This window comes from Kribbella sp. NPDC002412, from assembly GCF_053592935.1.
Map to the genome: position 1 here is coordinate 44862 of NZ_JBSFBL010000012.1, position 13967 is coordinate 58828.

12 protein-coding genes are annotated in these 13967 nt (G+C 66.8%); 6 read left to right on the plus strand and 6 right to left on the minus strand.

Annotation, left to right across the window (positions count from 1 at the left end):
• The first annotated feature begins 101 nt into the window (after positions 1–101).
• A complete protein-coding gene (locus ACWCOV_RS12395; RefSeq protein ID WP_449829340.1) occupies positions 102–1298 on the plus strand; it encodes a Gfo/Idh/MocA family protein in 1197 nt (398 codons plus the stop codon).
• Between the two features lie 51 nt (positions 1299–1349).
• Here ACWCOV_RS12395 and htpX read toward each other — a convergent pair whose 3' ends face one another.
• A complete protein-coding gene (gene htpX, locus ACWCOV_RS12400) occupies positions 1350–2228 on the minus strand; it encodes a zinc metalloprotease HtpX (RefSeq protein WP_449829341.1) in 879 nt (292 codons plus the stop codon).
• Between the two features lie 95 nt (positions 2229–2323).
• Between htpX and ACWCOV_RS12405 the strand changes: the two genes are divergently transcribed.
• On the plus strand, positions 2324–2668 hold the full coding sequence (locus ACWCOV_RS12405) for a VOC family protein (protein WP_449829342.1): 345 nt from the start codon (positions 2324–2326) through the stop codon (positions 2666–2668).
• A 64-nt stretch (positions 2669–2732) separates the two neighbouring features.
• Positions 2733–3125, plus strand: coding sequence for a MerR family transcriptional regulator (locus tag ACWCOV_RS12410; protein ID WP_449829343.1), 393 nt, complete (start codon positions 2733–2735; stop codon positions 3123–3125).
• 34 nt (positions 3126–3159) lie between these two features.
• On the opposite strand, the gene ACWCOV_RS12415 is transcribed toward ACWCOV_RS12410, so the two are convergent.
• The 3 genes from ACWCOV_RS12415 to ACWCOV_RS12425 form a co-directional block, all read right to left on the minus strand.
• Complete coding sequence (locus ACWCOV_RS12415; protein ID WP_449829344.1) at positions 3160–3408, minus strand: hypothetical protein; 249 nt, start codon at positions 3406–3408, stop codon at positions 3160–3162.
• A complete protein-coding gene (locus ACWCOV_RS12420) occupies positions 3380–4120 on the minus strand; it encodes a TIGR03619 family F420-dependent LLM class oxidoreductase (protein WP_449829345.1) in 741 nt (246 codons plus the stop codon). The genes ACWCOV_RS12415 and ACWCOV_RS12420 overlap by 29 nt, the downstream gene beginning before the upstream one ends.
• Before the next feature lie 1241 nt (positions 4121–5361).
• Positions 5362–6300 (minus strand): hypothetical protein, encoded by a 939-nt coding sequence (locus ACWCOV_RS12425; protein WP_449829346.1) that lies wholly within the window; start codon positions 6298–6300, stop codon positions 5362–5364.
• A gap of 982 nt (positions 6301–7282) precedes the next feature.
• Between ACWCOV_RS12425 and ACWCOV_RS12430 the strand changes: the two genes are divergently transcribed.
• Together ACWCOV_RS12430 and ACWCOV_RS12435 are read left to right on the plus strand one after the other, a co-directional pair.
• Positions 7283–7930 (plus strand): hypothetical protein, encoded by a 648-nt coding sequence (locus ACWCOV_RS12430; RefSeq protein ID WP_449829347.1) that lies wholly within the window; start codon positions 7283–7285, stop codon positions 7928–7930.
• Between the two features lie 422 nt (positions 7931–8352).
• Positions 8353–9498, plus strand: a complete 1146-nt coding sequence (locus tag ACWCOV_RS12435) for a hypothetical protein (protein WP_449829348.1) — start codon at positions 8353–8355, stop codon at positions 9496–9498.
• A gap of 270 nt (positions 9499–9768) precedes the next feature.
• On the opposite strand, the gene ACWCOV_RS12440 is transcribed toward ACWCOV_RS12435, so the two are convergent.
• Complete coding sequence (locus ACWCOV_RS12440; RefSeq protein WP_449829349.1) at positions 9769–10404, minus strand: DAPG hydrolase family protein; 636 nt, start codon at positions 10402–10404, stop codon at positions 9769–9771.
• A 37-nt stretch (positions 10405–10441) separates the two neighbouring features.
• Complete coding sequence (locus ACWCOV_RS12445; RefSeq protein ID WP_449829350.1) at positions 10442–11194, minus strand: GntR family transcriptional regulator; 753 nt, start codon at positions 11192–11194, stop codon at positions 10442–10444.
• A 50-nt stretch (positions 11195–11244) separates the two neighbouring features.
• On the opposite strand from ACWCOV_RS12445, the gene ACWCOV_RS12450 reads away from it, so the two are divergent.
• On the plus strand, positions 11245–13959 hold the full coding sequence (locus tag ACWCOV_RS12450) for a UxaA family hydrolase (RefSeq protein ID WP_449829351.1): 2715 nt from the start codon (positions 11245–11247) through the stop codon (positions 13957–13959).
• Positions 13960–13967: the final 8 nt, after the last annotated feature.

The window sequence follows — 13967 nt, forward strand, 5'->3', positions numbered from 1 at the left end:
TCTGCCGATCCGCCTCAACCGACGCCGGTGGTGCTGGTCACACGTTCCAACGTCTGAATATGTTCTTCCATGGAACATAAATGTGTGATTGCCTAGCGTCCATGGGAATCAGCATCGGTGTCGTCGGAGCGGGTCAGTTCGCTCCCTCCTTCCTGCGGTTGTGGTCCGCGCATCCTGACGTCTCGCAGGTCCGGTTGACGGACGTGCTGCCCGAGCGGGCAGCCGAGATGGCCGAGAAGCAGGGCATCACCGTCACCCACTCGTCGTTCGAGGAGATGCTGGCGTCCGACGTGGACGCGGTGGCGATCTTCACCCAGCGCTGGCTGCACGGTGAGATGGCGATCCGCGCGCTGGAGGCCGGCAAGCACGTGTACTCGACCGTCCCGATGGCGATCGAGGCGGACCAGATCGCCCGCATCATCGAGCTGGTCAAGGAGACCGGCCTGACCTACATGATGGGCGAGACCAGCTACTACTACCCGTCCTCGGTGTACTGCCGGCAGAAGCTGGCCGCGGGCGAGTTCGGCCGGGTGTTCTACTCCGAGGGCGACTACGTCCACGACATGGACCTCGGGTTCTACGCGGCGTACCAGTACAGCGGCGGCGACGACTGGAAGAAGACCGCGTCGTTCCCGCCCATGCTGTACCCGACCCACGCGGTCGGCAACGTGCTCTCGGTGACCGGCCAGCACGCCACCCACGTCTCCTGCATCGGCGTCCAGGACGACCGCGGCGACGGCGTCTTCGACAAGGACGTCAGCCAGTTCGACAACGACTTCAGCAACGCCACCGCGCTGTTCAAGCTGGCCGACGGCGGCGTCATGCGCACCAACGAGATGCGCCGCGTCGGCTACCCGTCGCACATCCGTGAGTCCCGGCTGCGCGTGTTCGGGACCGAGGGCAGCTTCGAGCAGTTGGCCACCACCACGGTCTGGCAGACCAAGGAAGGCGTGGAGGACATCAGCCCGCTGATGGAGACCAAGCCCAGCAGCTCCCTCGACGACGCCGACCTGGCCAACGTCGACCCGGCCCTGCGCGACGCGTTCCGCTCCGGCCTGTCCCCGGTCCACGACCGCAGCCGGCTGCCCGCCGAGTTCGACGGCCTCCACAACGGCCACGAAGGCTCCCACCACTTCCTCGCCGACGACTTCGTCCGCGCAGTCGCCGACAAGACCCTCCCACCCATCAACGCCTGGGTCGCCGCCCGCTACACCCTCCCCGGCATCTACGCCCACCAGTCCGCCCTCCAAGGCGGCGTACAACTAGAAATCCCCGACCACGGCGACGCCCCCGCCTGAGCAGCAGGAAGGCAGGCCGGTTGTCCGGTCGGCCTTCCTGTTTGTTGTGGGTCAGGCGGGGGCTAGTTCGCGGGCCTTCGCCTGGAGGCGGGCGATGCGGCGCTCCATCGGCGGGTGGGTGGAGAACAGGGCCGCGATGCCGTGGCCGCTGAGGGGGTTGGCGATCATCAGGTGGCTTTGCGTGGCTACGCCGGAGTCGGTCGGGAGTGGCATGGCCGTCGTACCGCGGCTGATCTTGGCGAGGGCGCTTGCGAGGGCGAGCGGGTCGCCGGACAGGTCGGCGCCGTCGTCGTCTGCGGCGTACTCACGGCGGCGGCTGACCGCCAGCTGGATCAGGCCGGCTGCGAACGGCGCGAGCAGCACGGTCAGCAGCGTGACCAGCGGGTTGGGGGCGTCCTCGTCGTCGGACGAGCCGAACGGGAGGAAGATCGCCAGGTTGGCGAGCGTCGTCACGATGCCGGCCAGCCCGGCCGCGATGCTCGAGGTCAGGATGTCGCGGTTGTAGACGTGCGCCAGCTCATGCCCGAGTACGGCGCGCAGCTCGCGGCGATCCAGGATGCGCAGGATGCCCTCCGTCACCGCGACCGCCGCGTGCTCCGGGTTCCGCCCGGTGGCGAACGCGTTCGGCTGGGCAACGGGGCTCACGTAGATCCGCGGCATCGGCTGACCCGCCCGCTGCGAGAGCTCGGCCACGACGGCGTACAGCTCGGGCGCCTGCTGCGGGCTGACCGGCCGGGCGGCCATCGAGCGCAGGGCGAGCTTGTCGGAGTTGAAGTACAGGTAGGCGTTCAGGCCCAGCGACAGTACGGCGGCGATCAGCACACCCGTCGTACCGGCGATGTAGCCGCCGACGACGATGATCAGGGCGGTCAGCAGGGCGAGTAGTGCGGCGGTCCTGAGCGCGTTACCCGCGCGTCGAAGACCGGTCATTCTTCATCACTCTCCATCGGAAAGGTCTTTGACTACAGGAACGTCGGCGGTCGAACCGGTATTCCCGGTGGCCTGGTGGGTTCGTACGATGCGGTATGGCTCTCGACCTGTTTGCGGAAATGTCCGTGTCGGACTACCCGGGCGTGCTGAAGTGGTACGAGCAGCTGCTCGGGGCACCGCCGGTGATGTACCCGAACGACATCGAGGCGGTGTTCGAGCTGGCCGAACACCAGTACCTCGTGGTGGAGCACCGCCCGGACCACGCGGGCCACGGGCAGGTGACGATCTTCGCCGAGGACTTCGACGAGCGCGTCACCGCGATCACCGGCCGGGGCGTCGAGCCGGCGCTCCGCGAGACCTACGACAACGGCGTCCGCAAATTCATCTACAAAGACCCCGACGGCAACGAAATAGGCTTCGGCGGCGCCCCCGCCGAGTAAGTCAGCCCGCGGCGGGTCCCGAACATTCACATCGTTGTGAGGGTTGGGTCGTACGCTCGAGGTCATGAGGATCGGGGAGCTTGCGGAGCGGACCGGGGCGTCGCGACGGTTGTTGCGGTACTACGAGGAGCAGCAGCTGATCGCGCCGAGCAGGGGGCCGAACGGCTACCGCGAGTACCAAGAGGCACACGTTGACATCGTGCTGCAGATCAAAGGCTTGCTCGACGCCGGTCTGCCGACCCGGATCATTCGGCAGTTGCTCCCGTGCCTCGATCAGCCGCAGAGCATCTACGTCCCTGAAGTGACACCCGAGATGATCGCCACGCTGCAACGGGAGCAGGCCCGGCTGACCGAGCGCATCGACTGTCTGGCCCGCAACAGAAAGGCGATCGCCGAGTACCTCGACAAGGTCATCAGGGTGAAGGCCGCGAACAAGAGGAACAAAGCCTCGGCGTGATTCGGCCGGCACCGGATCAATCGCAGCCGGATCCTCACGGCGCGAGTACGCCGAGGTGGCCGGCCGCCTCGATCACCTCGCCGAGCAACTCGAGCCACTCGTCCACGTCGGCAGCCTTCAGGCCCTCGTCGAGCCCGAGTCCCTGGTCGCCGGCCAGGTACACCTGGGTCGCACCACTCTCGCGGGCGGCCATCAGGTCCTCGGCGATCTGCTTGGGCGATCCGCCGAGGAAGGGCCGGCCGGTCCCGATCGGCTCACGGGTGATCGGGGTCGGCCAGGGCACCTGGTTGACCACCGTGAGGTCCCCGGGGTCGCGGCCGGCCTCCCGGGCGGCGGCATGGAACGCGGACACGACGCCGCGCAGTTCCTGCGCCGAGGAGGTGATCGGGATCAGGCCGTCCGCGATCCGGCCGGCGCCTGACGGCGTACGGCGAATTCGCGGCCAGCAGCACCGGAATGCAGGGCTGGACCGGCTTGGGGTTCACCTGCGACGGCGCGATCCGGTAGAACTCGCCTTCGTGCCGGACCGGGTCCGGGCCCCACGCGGTCCGCATCGCGGTGATGAATTCCTCCGTACGGGCGCCCTTGCGGCTGCTCGACACGTTCGCTGTCTCGAACTCGTGGCGCTGCCAGCCCTGTCCCAGACCGGCGATCACCCGACCGCCGCTGAGTCGGTCCAGCGTGGCGAAGCGGCGGGCAAGCATCACGGGCACGTGCAGGGGTGCCACCAGGATGGCGGTGCCCAGCTTGATCCGCTCGGTCACGGCGGCGATGTGGCTCAGCGTCTCCAGCGGCTCGTAGACCGAGCCGTAGAACTCCGGCAACATCGCGGGCTCACCCCCTGTCCACAGCACGACCTTGTCGAGCGGGCGGAGCAGGCGTTCGAACGTCCACAAGGCGGCGTAACCGAGCCGTTCGGCTTCCTTCGCGACCTTCACGATCGTCTCCGGTGAGGTCTCCGGCCCGGCGGTGGGCAGAGCAAGACCGAGTTCCATGGGTCCTCCAACATGCGTAATTCACAAGGGTTCTCAGATCGCAGCCCCCGGCAGGCCAGCGACTGCAAACGACATCAACCGGTGCACTCAATGGGCCGCCAGTCTCCTGAGACGGAGACGCGTTGCGATGAAGGGACACAGCCCCAGTGGGAGCCTGCTTGCTTCCGGGGCGTCAGCCAGCCGTGCCATTTGGTTCGCATGGCAGCAATCGTCGAACCATCACACGGAGGTGAAGGTCAGACTGAGTCGGTGTGAGGTCTTACAAACACGCGTGTCGCAGCCGCTGAGCGCGGCACGCGGAAGCGGTAGGACGATGCGGAAGTGGTGGCCACGCCCGATGGGAAAGCGGAGATCGGATCCTTTCGGAGCGCCCAACTGGGACAGTGCGACTTCGATGCAGGTGGAATCTGGTTGCCCGGGCAACGTGACCAGATCGCCAACCGCCAGCTACTCGACTGGGTGAACAGATCTCGCCGACGGAAACACGAGAACCGCACCCAAGCAGTTGAGGACAGCTAGCCTCGCGCGGCCGAGCGACGTCGGTTGTCGCTGGGCGCCAGGATCAGCAGCGCGGGCAGCACGCGGCGAACGCCGGTGCCGAGGCGCGCCGTGTCGCCTCCCCGCGCGCGGAACGAATACGCCGGCGGCATGCAACGCCTCTTCATAAGTGGATCCGCCAGCAGTTCGGGCGCGTTCCGGCCGCATTCACCGTGCCCCTTCAAACCAGGCTGGCGTGCGAGAGGAGCGGGCACTCGTCGACAGCAACCTGATGCACTGCCGCACCCGCCACCGATTCAATGTCTCCGCCTGCGCAGCTGTGCTCGCCTGGGCGAACGTGACGGTGTCTCGCATCGCAGAGCGCCGCGACCGAGCCATCTCTAACTAGCTGGAGCGCATGCGGCAGCGTCGCTACCTGTACTCTCGGCTGACCCAGGTGAGTACAAGGTCAGCAATCACCCACTCGACTACAAGGTCCGCCATCCACAGCTACTCGATGGACACCCGGCGCGCAGAGCTAGGGTCTGCGTACTCGATCAACGCTTCATAGCCTCAGAGCCGACATTGACGAGGACCCGCGTGACACGGCGCTCACGGATCCGTGGCTCAGCCCGGGCAGCTCTCCCGCCGCAGGCGACTGAACTGTGTGTCGGCAAAACTGGCTGCCAGCGCATAGGCGGACAGGCACATCTCGTACTGGGGCAGCGCGACACTCCATGGACAGGCGTCACCAGTTAGTGCTTCTAGCTAGTTACTGCGAAATCCGCATACTCGTACGATGTGTACCCACTTCCCGCTCCGCTCACCCTGATTTCGATGTACCCCAAGCCGATCGGAGGAACTGTGCACTTGATACTGAACGTGCCATTGCTGTCAGCCTGTGCGCGACCGAGGGGCTTCTCGTCGTAGGTGACGGAATTGTAAATGTATGCGCTGATGACAGCATACGGCTCGTAATCTTTCCCGCTGATAGTAAGCGTGCTGCCGACCGGGCCGTGGTCTGGACTCAGTCGAATGGACTCGTCGTTGTTTCGCCAAGCTTGAATTCCCAATATCAGTGCGAACGCAAGAGAACTGATCAATGATGTTATCGCGATGGCACGCACTGCTCGCCGAGTGCTCGCCTGCCGCTCACGAGCACTCTTGACCTCGACGTCGACATCGATCAGATCGGACGAGATAGAGTTGGTGGAAAGCTTCTTGTGTGGAATACCGTCGGTGAGCAATTGCGCCCGAATGCATTGCCCGCGTGATATGAGACCGGGGCCGATCCGAAGTACGGACTCTGTGCAATCACAAGGCGTCGGCGTCCCGCGCGCAGGGATGATCGCAATGTCCAATATCTTGAGAATCTTCGCTCCGACATCTAGTTTGATCGGCTCTGCATCTTGAAACTCAGCCTTCGATATATCATGTCGGCCCGAATTCGTCACTTCCACCGTGAGTGAATGTGGTTCAATAACCTCACGATCATCGACGTGAACGCTGACATCAGCGAGCGGAGACATCGTTGACAGCAATGGCACTGGCGGTTGTATAGCAAATGTCAGCTGACGCTTCTTGGGTAGCAGTTGCCGCCATGCATACCAGGCGCCCGCTGCGGCGACGAGCAATGCCAACACGGCAATCGCTAAGGTCGCCGCGTTGTACGCGCCGCCCTCGAATGCATTCCAAATACTCATCGCGCCAGTTTCCGCGCGATGCGGTCGCGCTCACGTGATTTCACGGCAACCCTACCTCCGGTGTCGCTGGGCTCATCGTGTACTCGGGACAGTCCGTTACATGAGCGGATCAGGTACACGGCGCAACAGATCGGGTGAAAGCGCTCTTCTCGGTCGGTTATCACAGATTTTCTCGCTCCCAAGTTGGACCAGAGCCGCGACGCGCGACTCGGCCTTGAGCCCTACTCCTGAGACGGCGCCCGCCGAGATAGAGGGCGTACGTCGGCGACCAGCACACGCTCCAGGAGCCATCTCGTGGAAGCTCTTGGCATCGCCGGGGTGACGGCCACGGTTATGAGCGGCTTGGCCTTTCTGTCCCCAATCTGCGCGGGCTGCATCGGAACGTGCCTGTACGCAGGCGGTTGGCCAAGCCGGAGAGCTCACCTGACAACACGGAACACCAGGCTGTGTCCGCCGGAGACGAACTCCGAGCCTGCGGTTCCGAAGTGGGCGACGCCGCCCGCGAGGTCCAGCCGCTTCCCTGCATCGCGCCGAGCCGCTAGATATCGCCAGATCTTGCAGTGATCGAACCTGGCGGCCAACGGATTAGAAGGTCGCCGGACCGCGTTGGCAGGCATCGAATCGAGCATCAGAGGCCGAAATCTCCTCGACTCCAACAACCTGCTAATCGACAATGCGTTCCACAAAGCCTGTGGGACGTTCAGAGGCGGAGGTAGTGCTCCGGAGGCCGTACAGCTGGATGCGCTTGTCCAAGCGGCGCAGGCCGGGTGCCAGAGGTCGAAGTGCCTGCGCGCATGCGTCGGCCGAACGGATGACAGCTGTCGGCCGGTTACCCGATGTCGAGGCTGACCCCTTTGAGTCACCCTCTCCTCAGCGACAGTCACGGGGGACTCACGGACCGGCGCAGGACTAACGGCGCTTGGGGGGAAGGGTCAACGTGGCACAAGCGTCGATTCAGGGTTCGAACGAGGGAGCCTTCCAGGTGTGGATCAACCAGATGCAGATGTCGTTCATAGTCACAGGCGCAATGGCTGCTGGGGCGGCCCTGACGCTTGGGGTACAGGCAGCGATACACCCTGAGGAGCCGACGCCGTTAGCGAACGCTGGGCTGCCTTCCCGCACACCGAGTGCTATTCCGCCGTCCGTGGATCCCACCTCTCAGGACGTGCCGCCGCCGACGACGACGGCCACCCCAACGTCGACTGCGGTGCCGTCGACGGGAATCACAGATCGGACGGTCACCCACGCACCCAGCAACACGGTGGCCGTCCGCGGCAAGGTTAGCGTCGTCTGGAGCCTCACGAAGATCCCCGGTCGGGTGTTCCCTGCCGACTGCAGGGATATTGGCGCGAGCTATCAGGTCAAGATCAGTGATGGCGCGGGGACTATCTTGGCTGTTGTTCCATTTACCAACGGAAGGGTCGCCAGCCGCAGGGTCGACCCGAAGTACGGTTTCCTGACGATGACATGCGGTTTCACCTACAGCTCGCACATCGACTCTCCGTCGGCTGTATTCACGGTCGAAGCCGGCAGCAAGTTGTCCGGGAGTTCGACGGAGCCAAGCGTCCGGACGATCACTCGTGGTGAACTGGGAAGTATCGCCAGCATGCTGCTGACTTTCCGAGCATGATTCGTTGCAGGATTGGCGCCAGCACCTGATGCAAACTCCATCGCCAGATCGGCTATCGAACGACACAAGTTCAGCCGTGTACTCGCGGCTCGGGACGTGCGGCTGTCACCGCTTCGTGCGTTCGACAACTGACCTGCGGTCAGAAGGCCGCCGTGCCGCGTTGACAGCAGATGCACTAGTCTCCGGAGCCGACCCGCGTCGAGTCAATCGACCTTACAACTCAGGTTCATGTTGGGGAGCGCCCACGGGACAGCTAGGTCGAAGTGCTTCCAGTGCCCTGAATGGACGGCGTGCCGGGTTCCGGCTCCCACTGGATCTTGGCGCGCCTCCGGTGCGTAAGTCCCTGACTGGAGCCTCGCGTGCTGTCGAGCCGTGGGGCGTCGGTTCTGGTGCGAGATGGTTGGGGTGCCTAGCATCGGGGCGTGGGGGATCCTGATGCGCTCGGTGCCGATGGTGCCGAGCGCGAACCTGATGGTGCGGACCTAGAGCGTTGGCGCGAGCGTCAGCGGGGGTTCGCCGATGTCTACGCGCGGGGACAGCTGGCACTTGCCGAGGGCAGCAGCCTCGAAGTCCGGCCGATCACACGGGACCTCGCGGAGCTGTTGTGGTCGTTCCATGACGACCGGCGGCTTTGGAAGCAGTTGCGAAAGCAGCAGATCGTCCTGGAAGACCTCGACGAGGCCAGACGAGTCCAGTTGCGGGCCGCCGCCGACATCGATTGGGCGCTGTTCCTCCGTGAAGCCGGGCATCGGACACCTCCGCCCGCCGAGTTGCTGGCCGACGAGTTCCGCCTTGATGTTCTCCGAGCCGTCGACAACGCCGGCACCTACACCCGTGACCTCCGAGCTCGGGTCGCCGACCTCGCGACCCGGCTGGATCGAGCCCTGGCGGATCAGCGCCCCGGCGCCGGCGCGAGGATCCTGTCGTACCTGCGGCTGAGTTTGCCCGTGGCAGGCCGGGCTGCCCTGGTGAATGGTGTCGCGGCTGCGGCGGGAGCCGGGGTGACATTGGCCGTGACGCCGCTGGTGGGGCCGTTTGCCGCCGTAGGTGGTGCGGTCGTTGGCGGTGCCACCAGGGCGGCGCTGGATCGTGCGCTCCCGAAGTGGGAGGCAGACGCCGACGGTTGGCGTTCCGGTAGCCCGACCAGTTCAGAGGTCATCAGGTCAGTCATCCAGCGACTGCAGCCGGAGGAGGCCGGCGCCCAGGCGGCGAATCTTCAAATGCTGGGCGCGATGTCCCGGCGATATCCGCCGGGAACCAGCATGCTGAGGGTTGCCGCCGAGGCTGGTGCCGAGGATCGCTTCAGGGCAGCACTCGACTGGATCGACCGCACCCTCGGCGCTGTCTTCGTCGCTTGGCAGCATGCCGCCGCTAGCGACACGTTCGCGGCACAACCGTCGTTCACCTGGCAGCTGGAACGTCTCGCCGATGCCCTGTCTCGGGCCCGCAGCGCGCTGGCGGACCTTGGCGTAGAAGGCTCGAGCCTCGAGGAACTGGCAGACCACCTACGCGAGCACATCCCCGCCGTCCTCAGCCACCTACCGCCAGGCCACGGAAGACAAGGCTGACCGCAAGCGGCAACCCGGCCTGGTCGTGTGCACGGTGAGGCTCCCGTCCCAGTGCGAGCGTGATGAACCGCCCGGCGGGCCTCAAGGAGGTGGGCATGGACGAGACGCTCAAAGCGCGGCGCGTGACCGCAGGTGGTCCAGGCGATCACGGTCCTGGGGTCGCGCCAGCCCGCAACAGCCGGCGGTAGCCGGCAGAAGGAGGTCCGGCGATAAGCCGGGGGTGGGAGGGAGGACGCGTGGGTTGGCCGCGGGAGCACGCGTGGGTGGTCCCTACGGTTCGTGGTCGGCGCGGTAGCGGAAGAGGTCGGGGAGGAAGTTTTCCAGGTTGCCGACTTCTTCTATGTGGTGGCGGATCCAGGCGGCCAGTTTGGCCGGGGGGAAGGCTCGGCTGTGGGCGATCCGGTTGAGGAACAGGCCGGCCAGGGGTGTGGTGTCGCCGATGGTGAGGCGGGTGACGTAGCGGGCGCCGCCGTTGTACGGGGTGAACTCGTTTTCCAGGCGGATGAGGCATGTCCCGAAGAGGCGTTTGGAGATGATGGCGGCCTGGGTGTCGATGGTTTCGACGGTGACCTGGATGTCGATCAGGTTGCTGACGTCGCGGCCCAGGGCTTCGGTGATGTGCAGGCTGGTGCCGGGCTGGACGACGGTGGTCGAGGCCTCGTAGGAGATGTGGTCGAGCGGGTGCCAGACCAGGTAGCGGGGCACGGTCTCGCCGGCGTACCGCATGGTGCCGGGGACGTGGCCGTACCACCACGCGAGCATCTCCGGGGTGACCTGGGACAGCGGGGAGTGGCGGATCGTGACGACGGTCCGGCCGTCGCCGGCGTTGGTCCAGACGGCCGCGGACCCGAGCGGGCGAAGCGGCCACAGGACGGGCCGCGGTTCAGGGAGCTGGGGTGCCGTCATTCCCTGCGCGTGCCCCAGCGGCGAACTCCGAAACAGCTCAGTCGTAGATTCGGCGGAGGCGGACCGACATCGAGTTGTCGATGTGCTGGTTCATGGCGGCTTCGGCGGCTTCTGGGTCGCCGGAGCTGATGGCGTCGACGAGGGTGCGGTGTTCGGTGAGGACCTCGGGGCCGATGTCGCGTTCGTAGTGCAGCCGGAAGATGTGCAGGTGGCAGTGGGTCCGCTCGAACGCGAGCCGAACCTGCTCGCTCCCGGACAGCGACGCGATCAGCGAGTGGAACCGGTTGTCGTGCGCGGTGAGTGACTTGTAGCCGGCGTAGTCCACCGACGTCGGCTCGACCGCGTTCGCGAGCTCGGCCTTCAGGCGGGCGCGGCCGTCGTCGTCGATCAGCTCGGCCGCCCGCCGGGCCGCCCACGGCTCGAGGAGCCGGCGGAAGCGGTACAGGTCGTCGAACTCCTCCAGTGACAGCAGTGGCGTCGCGCGGTACCCCTTCAGCGGCTCCTTGACTGCGAGCCCCTCCGACTCCAACCGGGCCAGCGCCTCCCGGACCGGGGTCGACGACACCTGGAACTCGCGGGCCAGCCCGTCGATCGAGATCCGGGCGCCGGGCCGGATGACGTGGTCCATCAGCATCGTCTTGATCGCCTCGTACACGTCGTCGGCGAGCATCTGCCGCCGCAGCAACCGCCGGTCCTGCGGCTCCACGATGTCCGTCATCGGCCCTCTCCGGATCCTGGTCGCGGTCTTGACCCAGCCGGTCGTCTTCGGCAGGGTTACGTCTGTAATCATGCATCATGCACGATTCGGGGTCACTGAGCCAGATCCACGAGAGGCGAGGCATGTTGAGGTTCGACGAGGTCGGCGTACTGCCCGAGCCCGAGGACAACGCGGCGATCTGTTCCCGCCGGCTGGACGCCGGTACGACGATCGACCTCGACGGCACGGTGATCACGCTGCCGCACACGATCCTCGAGGGGCACCGGTTCGTGGTCCGGCCGGTCCGCGCCGGCGAGGCGGTCACGTCCTGGAACACGCCGTTCGCCCGCGCCGCCCGGGACCTCGTGCCCGGTGACTACGTGTGTACGCCGACCAGCCTGGCGGCCGTCACCGCACGGGGAGTCGAAGGTCTCCCGACCGAGCCGTCGGCCACCAACGAGCCGCTCGACCCGTACCAGCTGGACGAGTCCGCGCTGAACTTCGGCGCCCAGGTGACGAGCGTCGAGCAGCCCGGGACGTTCCTCGGCTATCCGCGGGAGCAAGGGCCGGCCGGCACCCGCAACCACGTCGTGGTCATGGCGACCAGCTCCCGCAGCAGCGGGTTCGTCACCGAGCTGGCCCGGCGCTTCGACGGCGCGGCCGCCGGCGACGGCGTCGTACCGGTTGCGCACACCGAGGGCGGCGAGGACGAGGCGCCGAACAACCTGGACCTGCTGCTCCGGACGCTGGCCGGCTTCACGCTGAACCCGAACGTCGGCGCCGTCCTGATCGTCGACGCCGAGGACGACGTGGTGTCCGGCCAGGCGGTCCAGGACTACATGGCGGAACACGGCTACCCGTCGATCAAGGTCCCGCACGCGTTCTTCACCCGCCGCGCCGGCTTCGAGCACGACCTGACCACCGCCGGCGCGCTGATCGAGCCGTGGCTGCCGGTCGTCGACGCCCAGCCCCGGGTCGAGGTCCCGCTCGCCGATCTGAAGATCGCCCTGCAGTGCGGTGGGTCCGACGCGTTCTCCGGGATCTCGGCGAACCCGCTGGCCGGCCTGGTCGGCGCCGAGGTGATCAAGCACGGCGGCGCCGCCGTACTCGCGGAGACCGACGAGCTGATCGGTGCCGAGGGGTACGTGCTGAAGAACGTCCGCGACCTGGCCACCGCGAAGCGGTTCCTCGCCACCGTCCGGTCGTTCAAGGAGCGGGTCGGCTGGCACGGTCACACCGCCGAGGGCAACCCGTCCGGTGGCAACGTGTACCGCGGGCTCTACAACATCGTGCTCAAGTCGATCGGCGCCGCCCGGAAGCTGCCGCGCGAGGTCCGGCTCGACCACGTGATCGACTACGGCGAGCCGCTGCCGGGCAACGGCTACATCTTCATGGACAGCCCCGGCAACGACCTCGAGTCGGTGGCCGGCCAGATCGGCAGCGGCTGCAACCTGATCTTCTTCACCACCGGCAACGGCTCGATCACCAACTTCCCGTTCGTGCCCACCCTCAAGTTCGTCACGACGAGTGCCAGGTACGAGCGTCTGCAGGCCGAGATGGACGTGGACGCGGGCCGCTACCTCACCGGTACGCCGATGGCCGAGCTGACCGCGGACACCTTCGACCTCACCGTCCGGGTCGCGTCCGGTGAGCCGAGCGCTGGGGAGCGGGCCGGCCACAGTCAGGTGTCGATCTGGCGGAACTGGCGGCAGAAGGGACCGCGGGAGGGAATCTCGATCAGCACCGACGGCCGGATGAGCCGCAAGCTGACCGACCTCCCGGCCGAGGACCGCGACGCTCCGCTCGACGGCCTCCCGCTGACCGGGCTCGGCACGAACGCGCGGACCGCCGTCCGGCTGCTGCAGGTCGACGACCGCCTGGTGCCGGAGTCGGTCGGCCTGATCCTGCCGACCAGCCTGTGCTCCGGCCAGATCGCGCTGCGGCTCGCAGCCCAGGCGGAGCTGGAGAAGTGGGCCGGCGACGCGGTCACGCGGATGGTCGCGCTCCCGCACACCGAGGGTTGTGGCAGCAGCGGCGGCGCGTCCGAAGAGACGTTCGCGCGCACGATGCTCGGCTACCTGCTGCACCCGAACACCCGGATGGCGCTGCTGCTCGAGCACGGCTGCGAGAAGACGCACAACGACTACTTCCGCTCCCGGCTGGTCGAGGCCGGCGCGGACCCGGCTCGCTTCGGCTGGGCCAGCATCCAGGCCGACGGCGGTCTCGAGGCCGTCGGGACGAGGGTGCGCGACTGGTTCGGCAGCTTCGACCTCCCGGCGCCGGCCGAGTACGACGGGACGATCGGCGAGCTCACCATCGCGCTCGAAGCCCGCGGACCGCTGTCCGACGAGACGGCTGAAGCGCTGGCGCTGATCGGCCGCGAGATCGTGGGCTCCGGCGGTTCCGTCATACTCTCCTCGCGCGGTGCCCTGCTGGCCCACGACGTCTTCCGTACGGCGGCGTTCGGTTCGGCAGACCGGGTGGAGTCGACGATCGCGCACGGGCAGCGGTTCGCCGAACCGGGCTGGCACGTGATGCGGATGCCCGGCACCGACTGGATGGAGACCGCGACCGGGTTCGGCGCCGGCGGGGTCCAGCAGATCCTCGCGCACGTCGCCGGCGGCACCTTGTCCGCGCAGCGGTTCGTACCGGTGGTCGAGTTCAGCAACGACCCGGAGACGGTCGCGAAGTACGGCGACGACCTCGACGCCGTCGCCACCGGCGACGCCGCGGAGCAGGCCCGGACCGGGCTCGACACCATCGCGCTCGTCGCCGGCCGCCGGCTCGTTCCCAAAGCAGTTGCCTCTGGCAACGTCGGTTTCCAGATCACCCGTGGTTTGCTCGGCACTTCGATGTGAAAGGCCCA